Here is a 15,429-nt window from a genome sequence, read left to right on the forward strand (position 1 = left end):
ACTCAAACTCAAACTCAAACATAAACGAGTAAATGACTATGGAGAAAAAACTTTTTCGCTCAGGCGATGTTGTTCCGGTCAGTGGCAATTATCAGTTTGTGAAACATGAAGGGGACGTCTCCAGCTGCGTGCCAAGGCTTGGAGCCTACCTTCACATGATCAAGGGAATGAAACTACCCCTGCACGATGAGTGCCAGGAACCATCGATCTGGTCTCTGATGACCATCACCCAGGAAGAAAACGATCCACGCATCATAGGAATGTAAGCAAAGTAGCGCAGGCGTCCCGCCTGCGGCGCTCACGCAGACGGGACGTCCGCGTTACATTCGTTTCCGGATCACTTTTGCCAATCGGGCGATGCCTTCGTGAATGCGATCCGGGTCCTCCACGGAAAAAGCGAGTCTCAAACAATTTCTTGCCGATTGATCGCACGTAAAAGGCCTTCCGATCACGTAGGAAACTTTCGCTTCCAGGATTGATTCTTCCAGAAACGATTCCGCATCGAGATACGGTGGAAGCGTAACCCAGACGAAGAAACCTCCTGTCGGGTCTGTCCAGGAAACACCTTCCGGCATCTCGCTTGATAAAGCTTCCGCGATCGCCTTGTATCTAATTTCGTAGAAGGAACGGAGCATTTTCAGATGTGCTGGAAATTCTCTGGAAGAACAAAAACGGTAGACGATGCGCTGATCCAGCATGGATCCGCACAGGTCGGCCGCTTCTTTTGCGAGCTCCAGTCGTTTCATCAACGGCTCTGCGGCAACAGCCCATCCTGTGCGAAAGGTCGGCGCAACCAGTTTCGACGCGGTGCCGAGATAAAATATGCGATCCGAACCGGAAGCGGCAACCGGAGCAGGGGGAATGTTGTTTTCTCCGAAATAGATTTCGCCATAGGGATCGTCTTCGATCAGATAGGCATCATATTTTTCGAGAAGCTCAGGAAGCCGCAGGCGACGTTCTTCAACCAGACTGATTCCCGACGGATTTTGGAAATTACTAATAATGTAGATCAGTTTTTTTGCATGGGACCGGACTGCAGACAGTTTTTTTTCCAGGTCCTCCAGAATCAAACCCCGGTTGTCCTGCGCCACTGCCACCAGATGCCCTCCGCTTTTTACAAAAGCAATCAGCGCTCCGAGGTAGGTGGGATTTTCGACAAAGATGGAATCGCCCGGGTCGATCAAAATCTGGCTGATCAGGTCGATCGCTTGCTGTGACCCGGTTGTGCAAACCACGTTTTCCGGTTTTGCCGGTATGCCTTTCGCGTTTACATGTTCGCAAACCCACTGTACGAGAGTACGAACACCTGCGGTCAATCCGTACTGCAAGCTTCTTCCCTGGTGATCTTTGATTTCGCTTGCGGCATATTCCGCAAGTTGTTCGAGCGGAAATGTGAGTGGATTCGGCATTCCACCTGCAAAAGTAATCAGGTCGCGACCTGCCCCGGAGGCAAGCTTGGTCATCTGACGGATCGCAGATGGCTGCATTCTTTGCGCACTACTCGAAAAAGGCTTCATACGTCTATTTCTCCGATCCCCCTCCCTTATAAAGGGAGGGGCTAGGGAAGGTTTGTCCTCATTCCTTCTTGATTTTCCAACCCCCACCTTGCCTCACCCTTCATAAGGAGGAGGAACATGGCAAGTTCCTTCCCTTGCATAGTCTATTGAGCATCCATTATTATCAAATTATTGAAACAGAATAACTTATCTATCTTAAACAGGTTCAATTCGATCGGCAAACATCAGGAATGATTCTCTCCCGTTCTCAGTTTTTAGCTCTGTCTTCGTTCTTTTTGTTGATCTGGTTCCGTTTCGAGAGTTTTTTTCATTCGTTCTGGCTCTTGAATGGAGCAATCGCCCTTCTCTCCGCGCTTCTATTCATACCGTTGTTCAAATCGGTGCATTGGAGAAGTCTGCATGTCATTGCAAGCCTGTGGCTCTTGATCACCTCTATTCTGTTCGCTGATTTTATTCACTTCTCATTTCTCTGCAAGTACTCGGAAGCCGGTTTCCGGAAAGAAGTGGATCAGGTGACGGCAATCGTCCATCAGAGGGCAACCAGGCAAGTTGACATGCTTCGTGATAACACGAAGGAAGTTCGGGAAGAGCTGAATGCAATCGATGTCCTCAGCCCGGGAAGCATTTTTGTCCGGCTACAGGATCGACTGGGAAAGAAGGATTATTCCTGGGCTGTATACGATGATGAAGGAGCATTGCTCGCGTGGAATGGCGAATTCTCAACACGAGAAATCCGCATCCTTCCGGAATCGGAGGAGATATCCGTATATAACGCTTTGCATCAGCAGTTCTGGAGACTCAAACAAGTAGCCATCCTAAAGAATCTGACGTTCATCATTGTGGTCAACAAACCCATCGCTGCTGATTACGGGATCCAGACACGTTATCTACGAACATACAATTTGTTAACAGATGGTCTTTCGATTCGCCCGGATCTTCTTTACAACTCTCAGGTAACGATTTCCCGTTCTTCAGATTTGGTGATCAAGAATTTTACAGTCACGCCGGATTTTTCGATATCAGTCCTGTTGAAAAAAACGCAATATCAGGAATTTCTTACGCACCAGAATTTCAGGCTTCACTGGTGGTTTGAGCTCACTGCCCTCCTTTATCTATTGTTCGGCATAATCTATTCCTTTTTTGAATTCATTGGAATTTCGGGACAGCACGTTTCAAGCAGGTCTCTGTGGGGCAACTGGCTGGTGATCGTGCTGATTGCAGCGTTTGGATTGGTGCTGGTTTCCGAATTTTCGGCGTTCGGTTCCAACTGGCTTTTCAAAAACAGCTCCCTTTCAGGTAAGTGGCGTGCGCAAATCAGCTCATCTGGCGGGTTATTCATCACTTCTTTTTTAGCGCTGAATGTTGTTTGGAGCTTCGCTGTCCTGTTGTGGAAAACCAAACCGTCATTTGCCTGGAGATATTCCTGGCTCAATTACGGCTGGCTCTTTGCGGTCTCGCTGATTGCAGGCTGGTTGATCAAAGGATACCTCGGTTTTGTAAAATCCACACTGGTTCTGGGGCCGTTTGATCCGGTAGAGGGTCCACTTTTTCAAGAAAACCTTATCCATGTGATACAGATCCTGGGCAATCTCTGGCTCGATCTGAGTTTTTTGATCCTGATCGGAATTCTTTCTGCAATTGGCCTTGCTCCACTATTAAGAACCCGTAGAGATTTTGTCTCGTTCCTTACTCTGCAGATCGTGGTTGCGGTTCTATTTCTGGTCTCTTTACCGTCGGTAACATCGATTCCGGTGATCACATCCCTCATTCTGTTTTTTGGAACAGGATTGTTCGTGTTTTTTCTGCCGCGTCTGGGGAATCGATTTGAGCGCATAAATCTGTTTTCGAGATTCTTAATCGCGCTTCTACTATTTTCGATAGTAAGTTTTATTTTCCACTTTACACGATTTCATTTTGCCGGTAATTTGCGCAAAGACTTCATCGAACAATCTGCAAAACAGGTCCGGGATCAGGACAAAGTGATTCAAAGGATTCTTGCTTCTTCAAGGAAACAGTTGGATGAAGCACTTCTTCGTTTATCGATTGATCCAAAGATTCCGGATTTGGCCTTTCGTTTGTGGACCCGGACCGATCTTGCGCGATTTGGCGCGCGTTCTTCCCTGGAGATCTACGATGAAGAAGGAAGATTGGTCAACCGGTTCTCCGTCAATTTGCCACGCCTCGCGATTCCTATTCTGGATACTGTACTGGAAGGAGGATGGGGGACCGAGCGACGGTTTGTTTTGCTTGGGAACGTGCGAAAACCGGTCCATTTTGCTGTCCGCGATATCACCGGGGTTGGTTATCTTGTGATCGAAGCGGCCCAGGACTATGAAAGCCTTTCGTTTATGGCGCCCACGAATCCTTTTCAGGAACTCTTTCGTTTTCATACGGACGCCTACACGGCTGTCACACCGGACCTGAATGTCTATGATTTTCAGTGGCGTCCCGTGTTTGTTTCACGCGCTGATCTTTCCCTTTCCACTCAACAAGGCCAGGACCTTCTCCGGCAGAAAAATTCAGGATGGGTACAGGAAAAATGGGGCGGCAGAACCTATGACGTCTATTTTTTTGATGTCACCACCGGTTATGCGGCGCTGATTCTTCCAGCGGTTGCTGCTTATGTTCATCTCGTGCATGTCATAGATTTATTGCTGATCAATCTCATATGGCTGTCGGTCTTCTCTCTGATTTTCGTAACATTCTTCCGCCACTATCTGATATTGCATTTTCAAGCGCAGGCAGTGGCCGGTTTTAATTTTTTCCAAAAATTGATGATTGCGTTTGTCGTATTTTCAATGGTTCCGATCGTTTCCTTCTCACTGGTGATGCGCAACTACGCCTGGGAAAAGGAGATCGAGGAAGTCACTTCGCGGGCATTGAATTCATTTTCGGTTGCGACGAAGGTGGTTGGGGATTATTTGTTTTATCGCGCAGAGGAGCAGGATGTTTCGCGCGAGCAACTATTCTCCAATGAGCTGCTGGAATGGATCAGCCAGGTCACACAACAAGACGTCACGTTTTACTACAATCGCCACCTTCTGGCTTCCAGCAATCGCGAATTGTACGCAGCCGGTCTTTTGCCAGAACAGATGCCGGGCCAAACGTACGTAGACCTATTTTTGAAGGGGCAGAAATATAGCATCAGTGAAGCGCGGATTGGAGAATTTCGTTTTCTCAATGTGAGTGGGAGGATTTATACGGGCAGATACCGCGATGAAGTGATCACGATTCCGTTTTTGATCGAGGAACGATCACTGCAGGAAGAGATTGCCGAATTGCGTGAATACATGATGCTCGTCGGCGCCGGGCTCGTGCTGCTCGCCGTTCTGCTTGGGTATTCTCTTGCGAACCGTTTTTCCCAGCCCGTGGAAGTGCTGATTCATGGAACCGGTGAAATGTCGCGCGGCAATCTGACGTACAGGATCCAGGAACGCTACCGCGATGAATTCCGGCAACTCGTGAATTCCTTCAACGCTATGGCTGCGTCGCTGGATGAACAACAGACGGCGCTGGAACGGCGGCGCGCGTATATTGAGAACATTTTAAACAACATTACTACTGCAGTAGTATCCGTTGACAGTATTATTAATGTAGCAACATACAATCCGGCCGCTGTGAGCCTGTTCCGGATGCCGACCCCATATTCGGGGCCGCTGGAGAATCTGGTGCCTGATGGCCCCGAATGGCAGTCTGTTGCAACAGCATTGAGGGCCTTTATAGCGAATCGTGAACACTTCGGGCTCAAGGAAGTCGCTTTACGAAGCGGGCAACAGGAATCGTACTTGCGCATGGTGTATGTGCCGTTGTTTACAGAAGGCAATTGGAGCGGTTCGATTTTGCTTGTCGAGGACATCACGGAAATCATCCGTTCCAACCGTCTTTCTGCCTGGGCGGAAATGGCGCGGCGTGTGGCGCACGAGGTGAAGAATCCTCTGACTCCGATTCAACTGTCTATTGAACACCTCGTGCGTGTCTATCACGACAGATCCGAAAATTTTAGCGACGTGCTTCGCGAATGCAGTGACGCAATTCTCAAGCAGGTGAAGACGTTAAGACGGCTCGTTTCTGATTTTTCGCTATACGGCAGACCCGCCGTTCTGAACAAGACCGATGTTGATCTGGAACCCTTTTTGAAGGAGTTGATCTCTCACTACCGTTTTCCCGAAGGAATTGGTGTACATACGAATATCGATGAGGATCTGCCCACTGTCCGGATAGATCCGGATAAGATTCGTGGCGCGCTGATGAACATTATTGAAAATGGTTTGCAAGCAATGAACGGCAACGGAAAAATTGTCCTAAAGGCCGAACGAACCCCGGACTCCTCAGTCAGGATTCAAATTCAGGACACCGGTCAGGGCGTTCCTCCCGATATTTTGCCCCGTCTTTTCGAACCTTATTTCTCCACAAAAACGGGCGGCACCGGCTTGGGTCTTGCGATCGCGCGAAAAAATATCGAGGATCATGGCGGCAAAATTCAAGTCGAGAGCAAAGAAGGGAAGGGTACCACAGTAACGATCACCTTACCCATATAATCACTAATTCTTAACGCAGAGTCGCAGAGTCGCAGAGAAAAAACAAAAGATTTTTTAATCTCTGCGTCTCCGCGTCTCTGCGTTATAGAAAAGCTGTCTAGGGTAGGAGGAGGATTTTGCCGGTGGAGGCTCTGCATTCCAGACGGATGTGGGCTTCTGCCGCCTGTGCAAGCGGAAAAGTCTGATCCATACGAATTTTCAACACGCCTGTTTGAACCCACTGAAAAACCTCACTGGCTCGTTCCAACAATTCTTCCCGTGTTGTGGTGTAATGAGCCAGGGAGGGGCGTGTCAAAAAAAGAGAATTGCGTGCGAGGAGTGAAACATTGAAAGGCGGGACCGGTCCGCTGGATTGTCCAAAAAGCGCAAGAAGTCCGCGTGGCTTCAGACATTCCAGACTCCGTTCAAACGTTGTTTTTCCAACCGAATCGTATACGACGGAGACACCAACGTTCTTCGTAATCCTTTTCACTTCATCCAAAAAATCTTTCTTTTCATAATTAATAACTTCATTCGCGCCCGCATCCATCGCGATATCTGCCTTTTCCTCGTTCGAAACGGTGGCAATTACATAAGCTCCAAAATGCTTGCATGCTTGAACAAGCAGCCGACCCACACCACCTGCAGCCGCATGGATTAACACTTTGTCGTGCGCTTTTACGTAGTAAGTTCCATGAGTCAAGTAATGAACCGTCATTCCTTGTAACAGGATTGCTGCAGCCTGCATGTATGAGATTCCGTGAGGTATCTGAATTACTTTCTTGGCAGGAACCACGGCATATTCGGCATAGGCCCCGGGGTGCATTGTGAAAGCCACGCGGTCGCCGGCAGAGAATTCTTTAACATTCGGACCCACCCCATCCACTTCACCGGCTCCTTCTACTCCGGGTGTGAACGGTAATTCCAGGGCATATAAACCGGTGCGATGGTAGATATCGATGTAATTTACACCGATCGCTTCCATCCGGATACGAACCTCACCCTCTTTGGGTTGCGGGATCTCAATCTCCCATACCCGCATCATTTCAGGTCCACCGTATCGATCAATTCTGATCGTCTTCATACGGTTCGCAACGGGATTCTTTGTCCATCACGAATATAGACGGATCCGGCAATCGCTTTTGCCATCCGTTTATAATCTGCGGCCAGGGTTGCAATTTGTACATGATCCGTCAGCTGATTGTATTCGTTCGTTAGGGCCACAACTGATACCGACAGAAGCGGAATCTTCCGCCAAACACCGTAACGATCTTCGGTTTCGATATAACCCCGCTGCCGGTCCTCCTGTTTGTAAAAGTAGGGGATGATTTGATCAAAGCGTTCCACAACGCTGAGACACATGCTGTCCGCAAGATCAGGATGGGTTATAAAAACGAAATCGTCACCGGCAATGTGGCCGACAAAATCGGTTGGATGGCCGAGTTTCAGAACCGTTTCGCGGATAATCTCACCTGTCTGTTTGATCACGTGATCCGCTTTCGCATATCCGTAAGCATCGTTATAGGATTTCAAGTTATCCACATCCAGGTAACAGAGAGCGAACTTTGTTTGCGTTTGCAGCAGTTGATTGATTTCTTTTTCGATCGTCACGCTTCCTGGAAGTTTTGTTGTGGGGCTGGCGGAAAGCTCTTTTTCGGTCCTTTCCAGAATCGCTTCAATGCGGGCGGCAAGCTCGGTGGAATCGAAAGGTTTGACAAGATAATCATCTCCACCCGATTTCAAGGCCCTCACTTTATCTTCCGTTTGTCCTTTGGCAGTCAGAAAAATTACAGGAATGTGAGATGTGGAAATGTTGGATTTCACAATTTGCGCTATCTTCAATCCATCCACGCCCGGCAGCATGATATCGAGAAGCACAAGATCCGGTTTGTGAACACGCAGTAGTTCCAGGGCCTGATTCCCATCCGATGCTTCAATCACGACGTAGTTTTGATACTGCAAGGCTTCTCTAGCAATCATTCTCAGACTTTCATCATCATCCACCAGCAAAATTTTCTTGCGTTTATCGCCGCCCCGGATTTTCAGCAGAGCTGTGGATAATGCTTGCAAGAAGGCGTTGATCTCAATCGGTTTTTTAATGTGAGCAACGTTCGGGAACGGCAAAACTTGCTCCGGTTCATCCTTTGAAAACGCAATAATGGGAATTCCGGAGGTTTCCAGGTCGTGACTCAGGATATCGATCAACTGAACACCTGAGCCCGGATCCAAATCCAGATCCATGATGATCAATTGAGGAGGTTTTTGCCGGATCATTTCAAAACCATCCTGCGCACTGTAGGAAAGCGTGACCCTGCAGTTGCGTTCCAGCAGAATCCCTTTCATCAAGTACGCGCTGTCGGCGTCTGCTGCAATAATGATTGCCTGGATTTCCGCTTCCTCAGAAGGTTCACCCAGATCGGCATAGATTTCCGGAGAAACAGTGGCCCGCTTTTCCACCGGAAGAAGGAAGATGAATTTGGCGCCTTCGCCCGGCTTGCTTTCGACCCAAATCTTTCCTTTATGCGCTTCAATGATGCTTCGCGAAATCGCAAGACCCAATCCGGTTCCGCCGATCTTTCGCGTTTCGGAGTGCCGGACCTGTTCAAACTTGTCAAAGACACGTTCCAGATCTTCAGCGCGAATTCCCGGCCCCGTATCTTTTACACTGATTCCAACGTGAGGGGACAACACCTTTGGCAAAAAGACGCGTATCTCAATCTCTCCTTGCTGCGGTGTGAATTTGATTGCGTTACTCAGCAGGTTGTTCATGACCTGCACAAGACGGTTGTAATCCGAATAAACTTTCGCGTCCTGGGAAGGTTTCTCCAGCTTGATGACAATGTCTTTTTCCATCGCCGAAGGCTGGAATTTTTCCGCCACTTCTTCCACCAGCTGGATGATGGAAATCGGCTCCATATGGATCTCCATCTTTCCTTTTTCAAACTTTGAGATATCGAGAAGGTCATCGATGACAACATTTAACTTCTGGCAACTGTCTTTCGCGAGCTCCAGATAGCGCCGCTGCTTTTCATTGATCGCACCCACAACGTTGTCCAGAACCAGGTCGAGCGATCCTCCAATGCTGGCAAGAGGAGTGCGCAGCTCGTGAGAGATCACCGAAAGAAAATCGCTCTTGCGCTCTTCTGTTTCTTTCATCTCGGTGATGTCCCTGAGAACCACAACCGTTCCTGTCTGGTTTCCATCGATATCATAAACGGGAGAGACAACCGAGTGCAGCGTCTTGTCGAACACTTTGATCTCTTCTTTAATGGTTGCCTGCAAGCCCGCCTTGTGAACCAATCCCTTTGTGAGCGTAAATGGATAAAACCCGAGAGTTTCCTGAAAATACTTTTTTGAAATGCTGTCCTCACGCCGCGAAACCCTTAGTATCTTTTTGGCCGCCTGATTCATCACAACGATCTCGTCATTCTTATCGGCCATCAGAACGCCGTCCACCATGCTTTCGACCATTGCGCGAATTTTTTTCCGTTCGATATCAATCAAATCCCGCATGTTGACCACGGCATTAAATGTGAGGCTCAGGAACAGATCCAGAAGCTGCTGATCAAAATAGTTAAACTCGGAGAAATTGGTGGAAAAACAGCCGATGACTCCCGTAATGCGATCTTCGTATTTTAGAGGCAGGAATAAAGAAGATGCGATCGGCGGCGCCGCCGGCTGCGTGGAACAGGTTGTTCCCTCCATTCGCTCTTCCATTTTGGCGTGTTCGACGTCTTTGTTTGTATGGTAAAAAAACTGCTCCACGAGTCGTGACCGGATCCAGGAAAAGTTATCCAGCCCGATATCTTTCGAAAAAAAGACGTGCAGGGTCGTTCCATCCGAGTTTTCTATGAGAGCTGCGGTCGCTTCCTGATCGATCAATTCCGGTACAAATCTGAGGATGGCGTCCAAAATTTCCGAATAGCCGTAGGGATATGCCACGGACCGCGAAAGTTTTTGAATCACCTGGATCGCGCTCAAACGCCGTTCCAGTTCCTGTTTTGCATGTTGCAGTTGCTGATTCTGCTGCTGCAATTCATCCATCTTGAGCATTTCCCCGGTGGAATCATGAAGCAACGCAACCAGCGAATTTCCGCTTGCGCGTGTCAATGTGATCTGCACCATTTTTTCATGGATCCGTACCATTTCTGGAAGAGAAGCGGGGGCGCCCATCATGGCCTCCCGCATTCGTTCAGCAATCCGTAGCCCGACTTCGGCTTCCAGAAGTTCCGGGAAAGTTTGACCGGTCACCGCAATCTCATTCAGTCCAAGCAACGTGCAAGCAACAGGATTTGCGTAAAGAACGCGCTGTGAGGAGTCGAGTTCCAGAACGCCATCAGGCAAAATTTGCATGATCTCAACAAAGTGAGATCTCTCTGCGATCAGGTCTTTAAAGATTTGTGATGCGGGCGAACCCTCCGCAGGTTTGGACTGTGGAGTCTTTTTTATGTCAAGGATCCGTTGGATAACGCCGAGCAGTTTGGGAACGAGATCCGGAAGTTCCCTGGTCAGGGCCGCATCCACGCCGGCTCCAACCAGTTTCTGAAGTTCTTCTTCAGGCATAGTTGAAAGCGCGACAACCGCCGTCTGAGCTGACCCCGGATCTTGTCTCAGATATCTGCAAAACCTGGAACTATCCAATCCGGGCAGGACAAAATCCAACAGGATCAGGTCCGGATGGATCTGTTGGTTGAGTAATAGACCCTCCATCCCGTCAGAGGCTTCAGCTGTTTCGTAGCCTGCTTTTTCCAGAGCAGCTTTGAGATGTTCTCTGAACAACCGGTCATTTTCGACAATAAGGATCCGCGCACCCATGTTATTGCAATCATAACACGCTTATGTAGCACAGGCGTCCCCCCGGTGGAGCACCACAGGCGGGCCGCCTGTGCTACATCGGGTCAAAATGATAAATCCCGCGGATTGCCGGATACTTCGCGTCGCAGGACCCGCATAGGATCGCTGTTTTCGATCGACTTAATTCACCTGAACGGCACCTCGGGCATTGGAATTTTTCAAACAACGTGGAATCGATTTTATGGAACGCATTTTCACCCTGCCGGTCTGAGAAACTTTGTTTCCATCGCAGAACAGACCGTGGTAACCAGTTGTAAATCAGGAGTTTTGCGAGTTCGCCTGTCGAATAAGAGGGCTTTCTGGCTTCTGCAAAATTTACTTTTTGATCCCCTGTGTGGCCACGTTCGAGCGCAACCTGTAAAGCGGACTGCGTGGAAATCTCAATCGACAGGGAAGCGGTTTCCGCATACAGGTAGCTATTCAATTGCTCAAATCTTTCTTCACTCCAGATATGAAGCAGCAGATCATAGTTTTTGTGAAAAAAGTCATGAAACATCTGAGGAATATCGTTCCGATAGCAGAGCAATTTGAATCCTTGAATTTCCACTACCCATTTATGAAACGACCATGCATACATTAATTCTCTGTAGAAACTCGGGAATTCAAGATAGATTCTTCGAGCGCAACGTTGCGCTTCTTCCAGAAATTTTTCCGGCTGATCCATATGTTCCAGAACATGAGACACAAACAAAACATCACAGGATTGATCCTTCAGCGGGATCCGCAGCGCGTCGGCTTGCACCATTGGCGCTACCGGTTTGACATTCCCCCATCGCTCCAGGTTTTCGAAAGGGAACTTTTCTAGAATCAATTTGGTGCCGGGAAAGGGCGCGGGACCTGATCCGATTTCAACAACAAAGTCATCTTTCGTTATCGCCAATCGTTTCAAGACATCGGATCTTCTCATGGATCAGTCTTGCCATGCCAGCCGAAGACGCGTAAACAAATCCGGCTGCAAAAAAACCAGACAGGCGGCAAACAGAGCAGGCACGGATATTGCGAGAATCAAGGGATGAACTCCAGGAAAATTCCAGTAAATCAGGAGTGACAAAATCGTTGGTGCCAGCGGTTTTATCAGATGCTTTATCAGCGGGACCACGGTCACGTAGCGCCTCACGAAATACCAGGCCAGGATTCCTTTCACAAGAAGCGCACCGAGAATCGCGAGCGCCGCGCCGATGATCTGGTAACGTAAAATCAAAGGAGGGCTCAGCAGGAGACTGGCTGCCAGCGCTGCAAGAAAACTAATCATGTGAAATTTTTGCAAATTCCACCCGACGAGTGTGTAGCTGTAGTGTCCTGTAATCATCATCGCCACAAGCACCCAGATGAGAATCTGGAAAGTTGTGACAGCTTTTTGGTACTGAGTGCCGAAAATGAATGTCAGGATGAACTCGGCGAAAATCGTTGCCATGGTGCCCGCGCATAAAGAGGTCCAGCAGGATAGTGCCAGCGAGCGGTTGAGGAGTTTACGCAAAACGTCCGTGGATTCTTGCGTGGCCTGGGCAAGTGAGGGAAGTAAATTGTAAAAATAAAGGAAGACGAACGTGTGCATCGCCATGATCGGGCGATGCGCCGCTGCAAACCAACCGAGGGAACGGCCACCCACGATCAGACCCAATATGACTGTGGATGAGTACCAGATGAAAGCCCAGGAAAGCTCGCTGAAGCCAATGGGCGCAGATTGCAAAAAACCCTGTTTGAAAGTTTCAGAATTCCAGCGAAATTGAAAGCCACCCATCACCCGCCGCACAGTCAAAATGATGAAGAGAACCACAGCAGCAACAGAAATGCATTCGATCCATCCAATCGCGAGCAGGTCTTTCGGCTGGCGAATGATGGCGAATATAAGAAACGAAAAGAAAAACTGACGGACCACCGTTGCCCAGGCTACCCACCGCATGTTTTGTAGCCCTTGAAATACCCATTGCAAGAATCCCGGAATTGCGAACAGCGTGATTCCATAAATCAAAAGCAGTTTGCGCGGCAATTCTTCGGCTATGCCACGCGAAAACAGATACAACAAAACGAATCCGACAAGAGCTAACAGAGAACGGACCAATAGGACTGACGTGATTGTTTCCGGTATATTCTCTGGATTTTGGGGGATCCGCCGAGCTCCCCAGGGTCCCGAGCCCATATCGACGAACAGAGTGAAGAACACCATGACGGCGAGCGTAAATTCCATGTACCCGTAAGCCTTCGGGCCGAGAATTCGCGCCAGATACATGAAAGCGACGAACGAGAAAAACTTGCTCAGTGCTTCGCCCGCCACCAGAAGGCTATAGTTGGAAGCCAGCCGCTTAAGACTAGTCATGAATCTGTGCTATACAATATGGGTTTAGCGAGCTTCATCGTAAGCTGCTTCTGCATTTTCTTTGAAACGATCTTCATATCCGCGCCACTCTTTATACGCGGGAAAATCAATTTCCTTCACGAAATCTTCTTTCGATTTGCCTGCGGCTTTTGCTTTTGCGGCAGCTTCATTCAGATCCTGTAGATACTTGCGAAAGGTTTTCAGTCCATCGAGGTTTGTTACTTCGCCGTGTCCAGGAATAATCGTCGCATCCGGAGGAATCCTGCTGATTACTTTGTCGACCGCTGTGATGTAGCCTTGAGCGGAGCCACCACTTTTTACATCGATAAAGGGAATGACCTTATGGAAAAACAAATCACCCATGTGTAAGACCCTGGATTTTTCAAAATACGCAACGCCATCGCCATCCGTATGGGCCGGAGGTGTGTGCCAGATATGAATCGTTTCACCGCCCATGTGCAGGCGGAATTCCGAATCAAAGGTTAAAAAGGGGGCGGCAATCTCTTCTACCTTGACCTTCTTTGCCCATTCAATCTGCTCTTCAATCCAGCGAATCCTGTCTGCGTTTCCCGCCTTTTTGGCTTCTTCCAATGCTTCTGGGTATTCCTCCAGAATGCTTTTCGGTGATTCCAAAACTCTTTTGCGAACGTTGTCATGCGCAAGGATCAATGCAAACTGTTTGAAGAAATCATTTCCCCCCACATGATCCGGATGGTGGTGAGTATTGACAAGGTACTGAATCGGCTTGTCTGTTACAGACTTAATTTTTTGTACGATCCCGGGCGCCAGATCCCTGTATTGCGAATCGATCACCAGAACAGCGTCCGGACCGATATAGAAACCGATATTTCCGCCACGTCCATAAAGCGCGTAGATGGGTTCGCCTAACTTCTGCAGGCGAAACGGATCCTCGGGCTTCTGTTCATGATGCTGCGTTTGCGTTTGCGCGAACGACAATGTTGAAAGTAAAACTGCAATGAGCAGTGAAAAGAATATTTTCATTCCTCTCTCTCCTTTTGAACCATTGAACTCTTGAACCATTGAACTCCCCCTTGTATCACACGTTTGGTTTACAATAAAGACGATTCATGAGAATCGGACTCGGACAGATCAACAGCACCGTCGGAGCGCTGCGGCAAAACGCCCTGAAAATGCTCTCCTACATAGATCAGGCAAAAGCGCAAAATGCGGATCTCATGATATTTCCGGAAATGGCTCTCACGGGATATCCGCCCAAAGATCTGCTGGAAAAAGCCGGTTTTGTAGAAGAAAACGTAAAAGTATTGCACGGCCTTGCTAATAAAGTAGATGGAATTACGGCTATTGTCGGATTTGTGGAGATCAATCCCGAACCCGCCGGCAAGCCATTTTTCAATTCAGCTGCGGTAATCCGCAACCGCCGCGTAATGTCGATTCACCGGAAATCTTTGCTTCCGACTTATGACGTTTTTGATGAAGGGCGTTACTTCGAGCCGGCCGCAAGCCAGGACCCCCTTGTATTGGATGGAAGGCGGATCGGTGTAACGATTTGCGAAGACATCTGGAACGACAAAGATTACACACCGCGTTTGCTGTATCACATCGATCCCGTTCAACTGGCGGTCCAAAAGCACGCGGATTTCATCGTGAATATTTCCTCTTCCCCGTATCACCTGGAGAAGTGGGAGGAGCGCCAGGAGCTCATTCGAGGGGAAGCGTTGAAATACCGGAAGCATGTGATTTATGTGAATCTGGTTGGCGGGAATGATGAGCTGATCTTTGATGGGCGCTCGGTAGTATTTTCTCCGGAAGGCGAGATGATCGTGCGCGCCAGGGATTTTGAAGAAGACCTGCTTGTATTTGATCTGGATGCGGGGGAAGCGGGTGAAAAAATTCTTCGGCCGAGCAGCGCCAGTGATATGGAGAACGCACGAAGGGCGCTTGTGCTTGGTGTTCGCGACTACGTCGCAAAATGTGGATTCCGGAATGTGTTGCTGGGTTTGAGTGGTGGAATCGATTCGGCAGTAACTTGCGTGCTTGCAGTCGAGGCTCTGGGTCCTGAAAATGTTCTGGGTGTCATGATGCCCTCACAGTATTCTTCGGAACACTCCGTGACAGATGCCGTGAATTTGGCAAAAAATCTCGGCATCCGTTACGAGATCATACCGATTCCAAAGATTTTTGATGTTTATCGCGAAGAGCTGCGCGCGGTTTTCAAAGATTGTCCGGAGGATATTACGGAAGA

General features: G+C 48.7%; 9 protein-coding genes. 3 read left to right on the plus strand and 6 right to left on the minus strand.

Going from position 1 to position 15,429, the window contains the following annotated elements; translation table 11 throughout:
- Nucleotides 1–38 precede the first annotated feature (38 nt).
- Nucleotides 39–266 (plus strand): hypothetical protein, encoded by a 228-nt coding sequence (locus L0156_12665; GenBank protein MCI0603852.1) that lies wholly within the window; start codon nucleotides 39–41, stop codon nucleotides 264–266.
- Nucleotides 267–320: 54 nt separating this feature from the next.
- Here L0156_12665 and L0156_12670 read toward each other — a convergent pair whose 3' ends face one another.
- On the minus strand, nucleotides 321–1,517 hold the full coding sequence (locus L0156_12670) for a PLP-dependent aminotransferase family protein (protein MCI0603853.1): 1,197 nt from the start codon (nucleotides 1,515–1,517) through the stop codon (nucleotides 321–323).
- Nucleotides 1,518–1,747: 230 nt separating this feature from the next.
- Between L0156_12670 and L0156_12675 the strand changes: the two genes are divergently transcribed.
- Nucleotides 1,748–6,055, plus strand: a complete 4,308-nt coding sequence (locus L0156_12675) for an ATP-binding protein (GenBank protein MCI0603854.1) — start codon at nucleotides 1,748–1,750, stop codon at nucleotides 6,053–6,055.
- Between the two features lie 97 nt (nucleotides 6,056–6,152).
- Here L0156_12675 and L0156_12680 read toward each other — a convergent pair whose 3' ends face one another.
- From L0156_12680 to L0156_12700, 5 genes are all read right to left on the minus strand, one after another.
- Nucleotides 6,153–7,118, minus strand: a complete 966-nt coding sequence (locus tag L0156_12680) for a quinone oxidoreductase (protein MCI0603855.1) — start codon at nucleotides 7,116–7,118, stop codon at nucleotides 6,153–6,155.
- Nucleotides 7,115–10,849, minus strand: a complete 3,735-nt coding sequence (locus L0156_12685; protein ID MCI0603856.1) for a response regulator — start codon at nucleotides 10,847–10,849, stop codon at nucleotides 7,115–7,117. Before L0156_12685 ends, L0156_12680 begins: the two co-directional genes overlap by 4 nt.
- Before the next feature lie 73 nt (nucleotides 10,850–10,922).
- Nucleotides 10,923–11,795: a methyltransferase domain-containing protein gene (locus L0156_12690; protein MCI0603857.1), complete on the minus strand. Its 873-nt coding sequence runs from the start codon at nucleotides 11,793–11,795 to the stop codon at nucleotides 10,923–10,925.
- A gap of 3 nt (nucleotides 11,796–11,798) precedes the next feature.
- Nucleotides 11,799–13,205 (minus strand): flippase, encoded by a 1,407-nt coding sequence (locus L0156_12695; GenBank protein ID MCI0603858.1) that lies wholly within the window; start codon nucleotides 13,203–13,205, stop codon nucleotides 11,799–11,801.
- A 24-nt stretch (nucleotides 13,206–13,229) separates the two neighbouring features.
- The gene (locus L0156_12700) at nucleotides 13,230–14,207 is read right to left on the minus strand and encodes an MBL fold metallo-hydrolase (GenBank protein ID MCI0603859.1); all 978 of its coding nucleotides are present in this window, start codon (nucleotides 14,205–14,207) and stop codon (nucleotides 13,230–13,232) included.
- A gap of 86 nt (nucleotides 14,208–14,293) precedes the next feature.
- Between L0156_12700 and nadE the strand changes: the two genes are divergently transcribed.
- Nucleotides 14,294–15,429: NAD(+) synthase (nadE, locus tag L0156_12705; GenBank protein MCI0603860.1), on the plus strand; the 1,136-nt coding region annotated here is incomplete at its 3' end.

The organism is bacterium (assembly GCA_022616075.1).
Taxonomy (GTDB): Bacteria; Acidobacteriota; HRBIN11; order JAKEFK01; family JAKEFK01; genus JAKEFK01.

Excerpts from the sequence above, each read along its gene's own strand:
- L0156_12695 (MCI0603858.1), bottom strand. The coding sequence starts at position 13,205 with ATGACTAGTCTTAAGCGGCTGGCTTCCAACTATAGCCTTCTGGTGGCG.
- L0156_12680 (MCI0603855.1), bottom strand. The coding sequence starts at position 7,118 with ATGAAGACGATCAGAATTGATCGATACGGTGGACCTGAAATGATGCGG.
- L0156_12690 (MCI0603857.1), bottom strand. The coding sequence starts at position 11,795 with ATGAGAAGATCCGATGTCTTGAAACGATTGGCGATAACGAAAGATGAC.
- L0156_12675 (MCI0603854.1), top strand. The coding sequence starts at position 1,748 with ATGATTCTCTCCCGTTCTCAGTTTTTAGCTCTGTCTTCGTTCTTTTTG.
- L0156_12700 (MCI0603859.1), bottom strand. The coding sequence starts at position 14,207 with ATGAAAATATTCTTTTCACTGCTCATTGCAGTTTTACTTTCAACATTG.
- L0156_12685 (MCI0603856.1), bottom strand. The coding sequence starts at position 10,849 with ATGGGTGCGCGGATCCTTATTGTCGAAAATGACCGGTTGTTCAGAGAA.
- L0156_12670 (MCI0603853.1), bottom strand. The coding sequence starts at position 1,517 with ATGAAGCCTTTTTCGAGTAGTGCGCAAAGAATGCAGCCATCTGCGATC.
- L0156_12665 (MCI0603852.1), top strand. The coding sequence starts at position 39 with ATGGAGAAAAAACTTTTTCGCTCAGGCGATGTTGTTCCGGTCAGTGGC.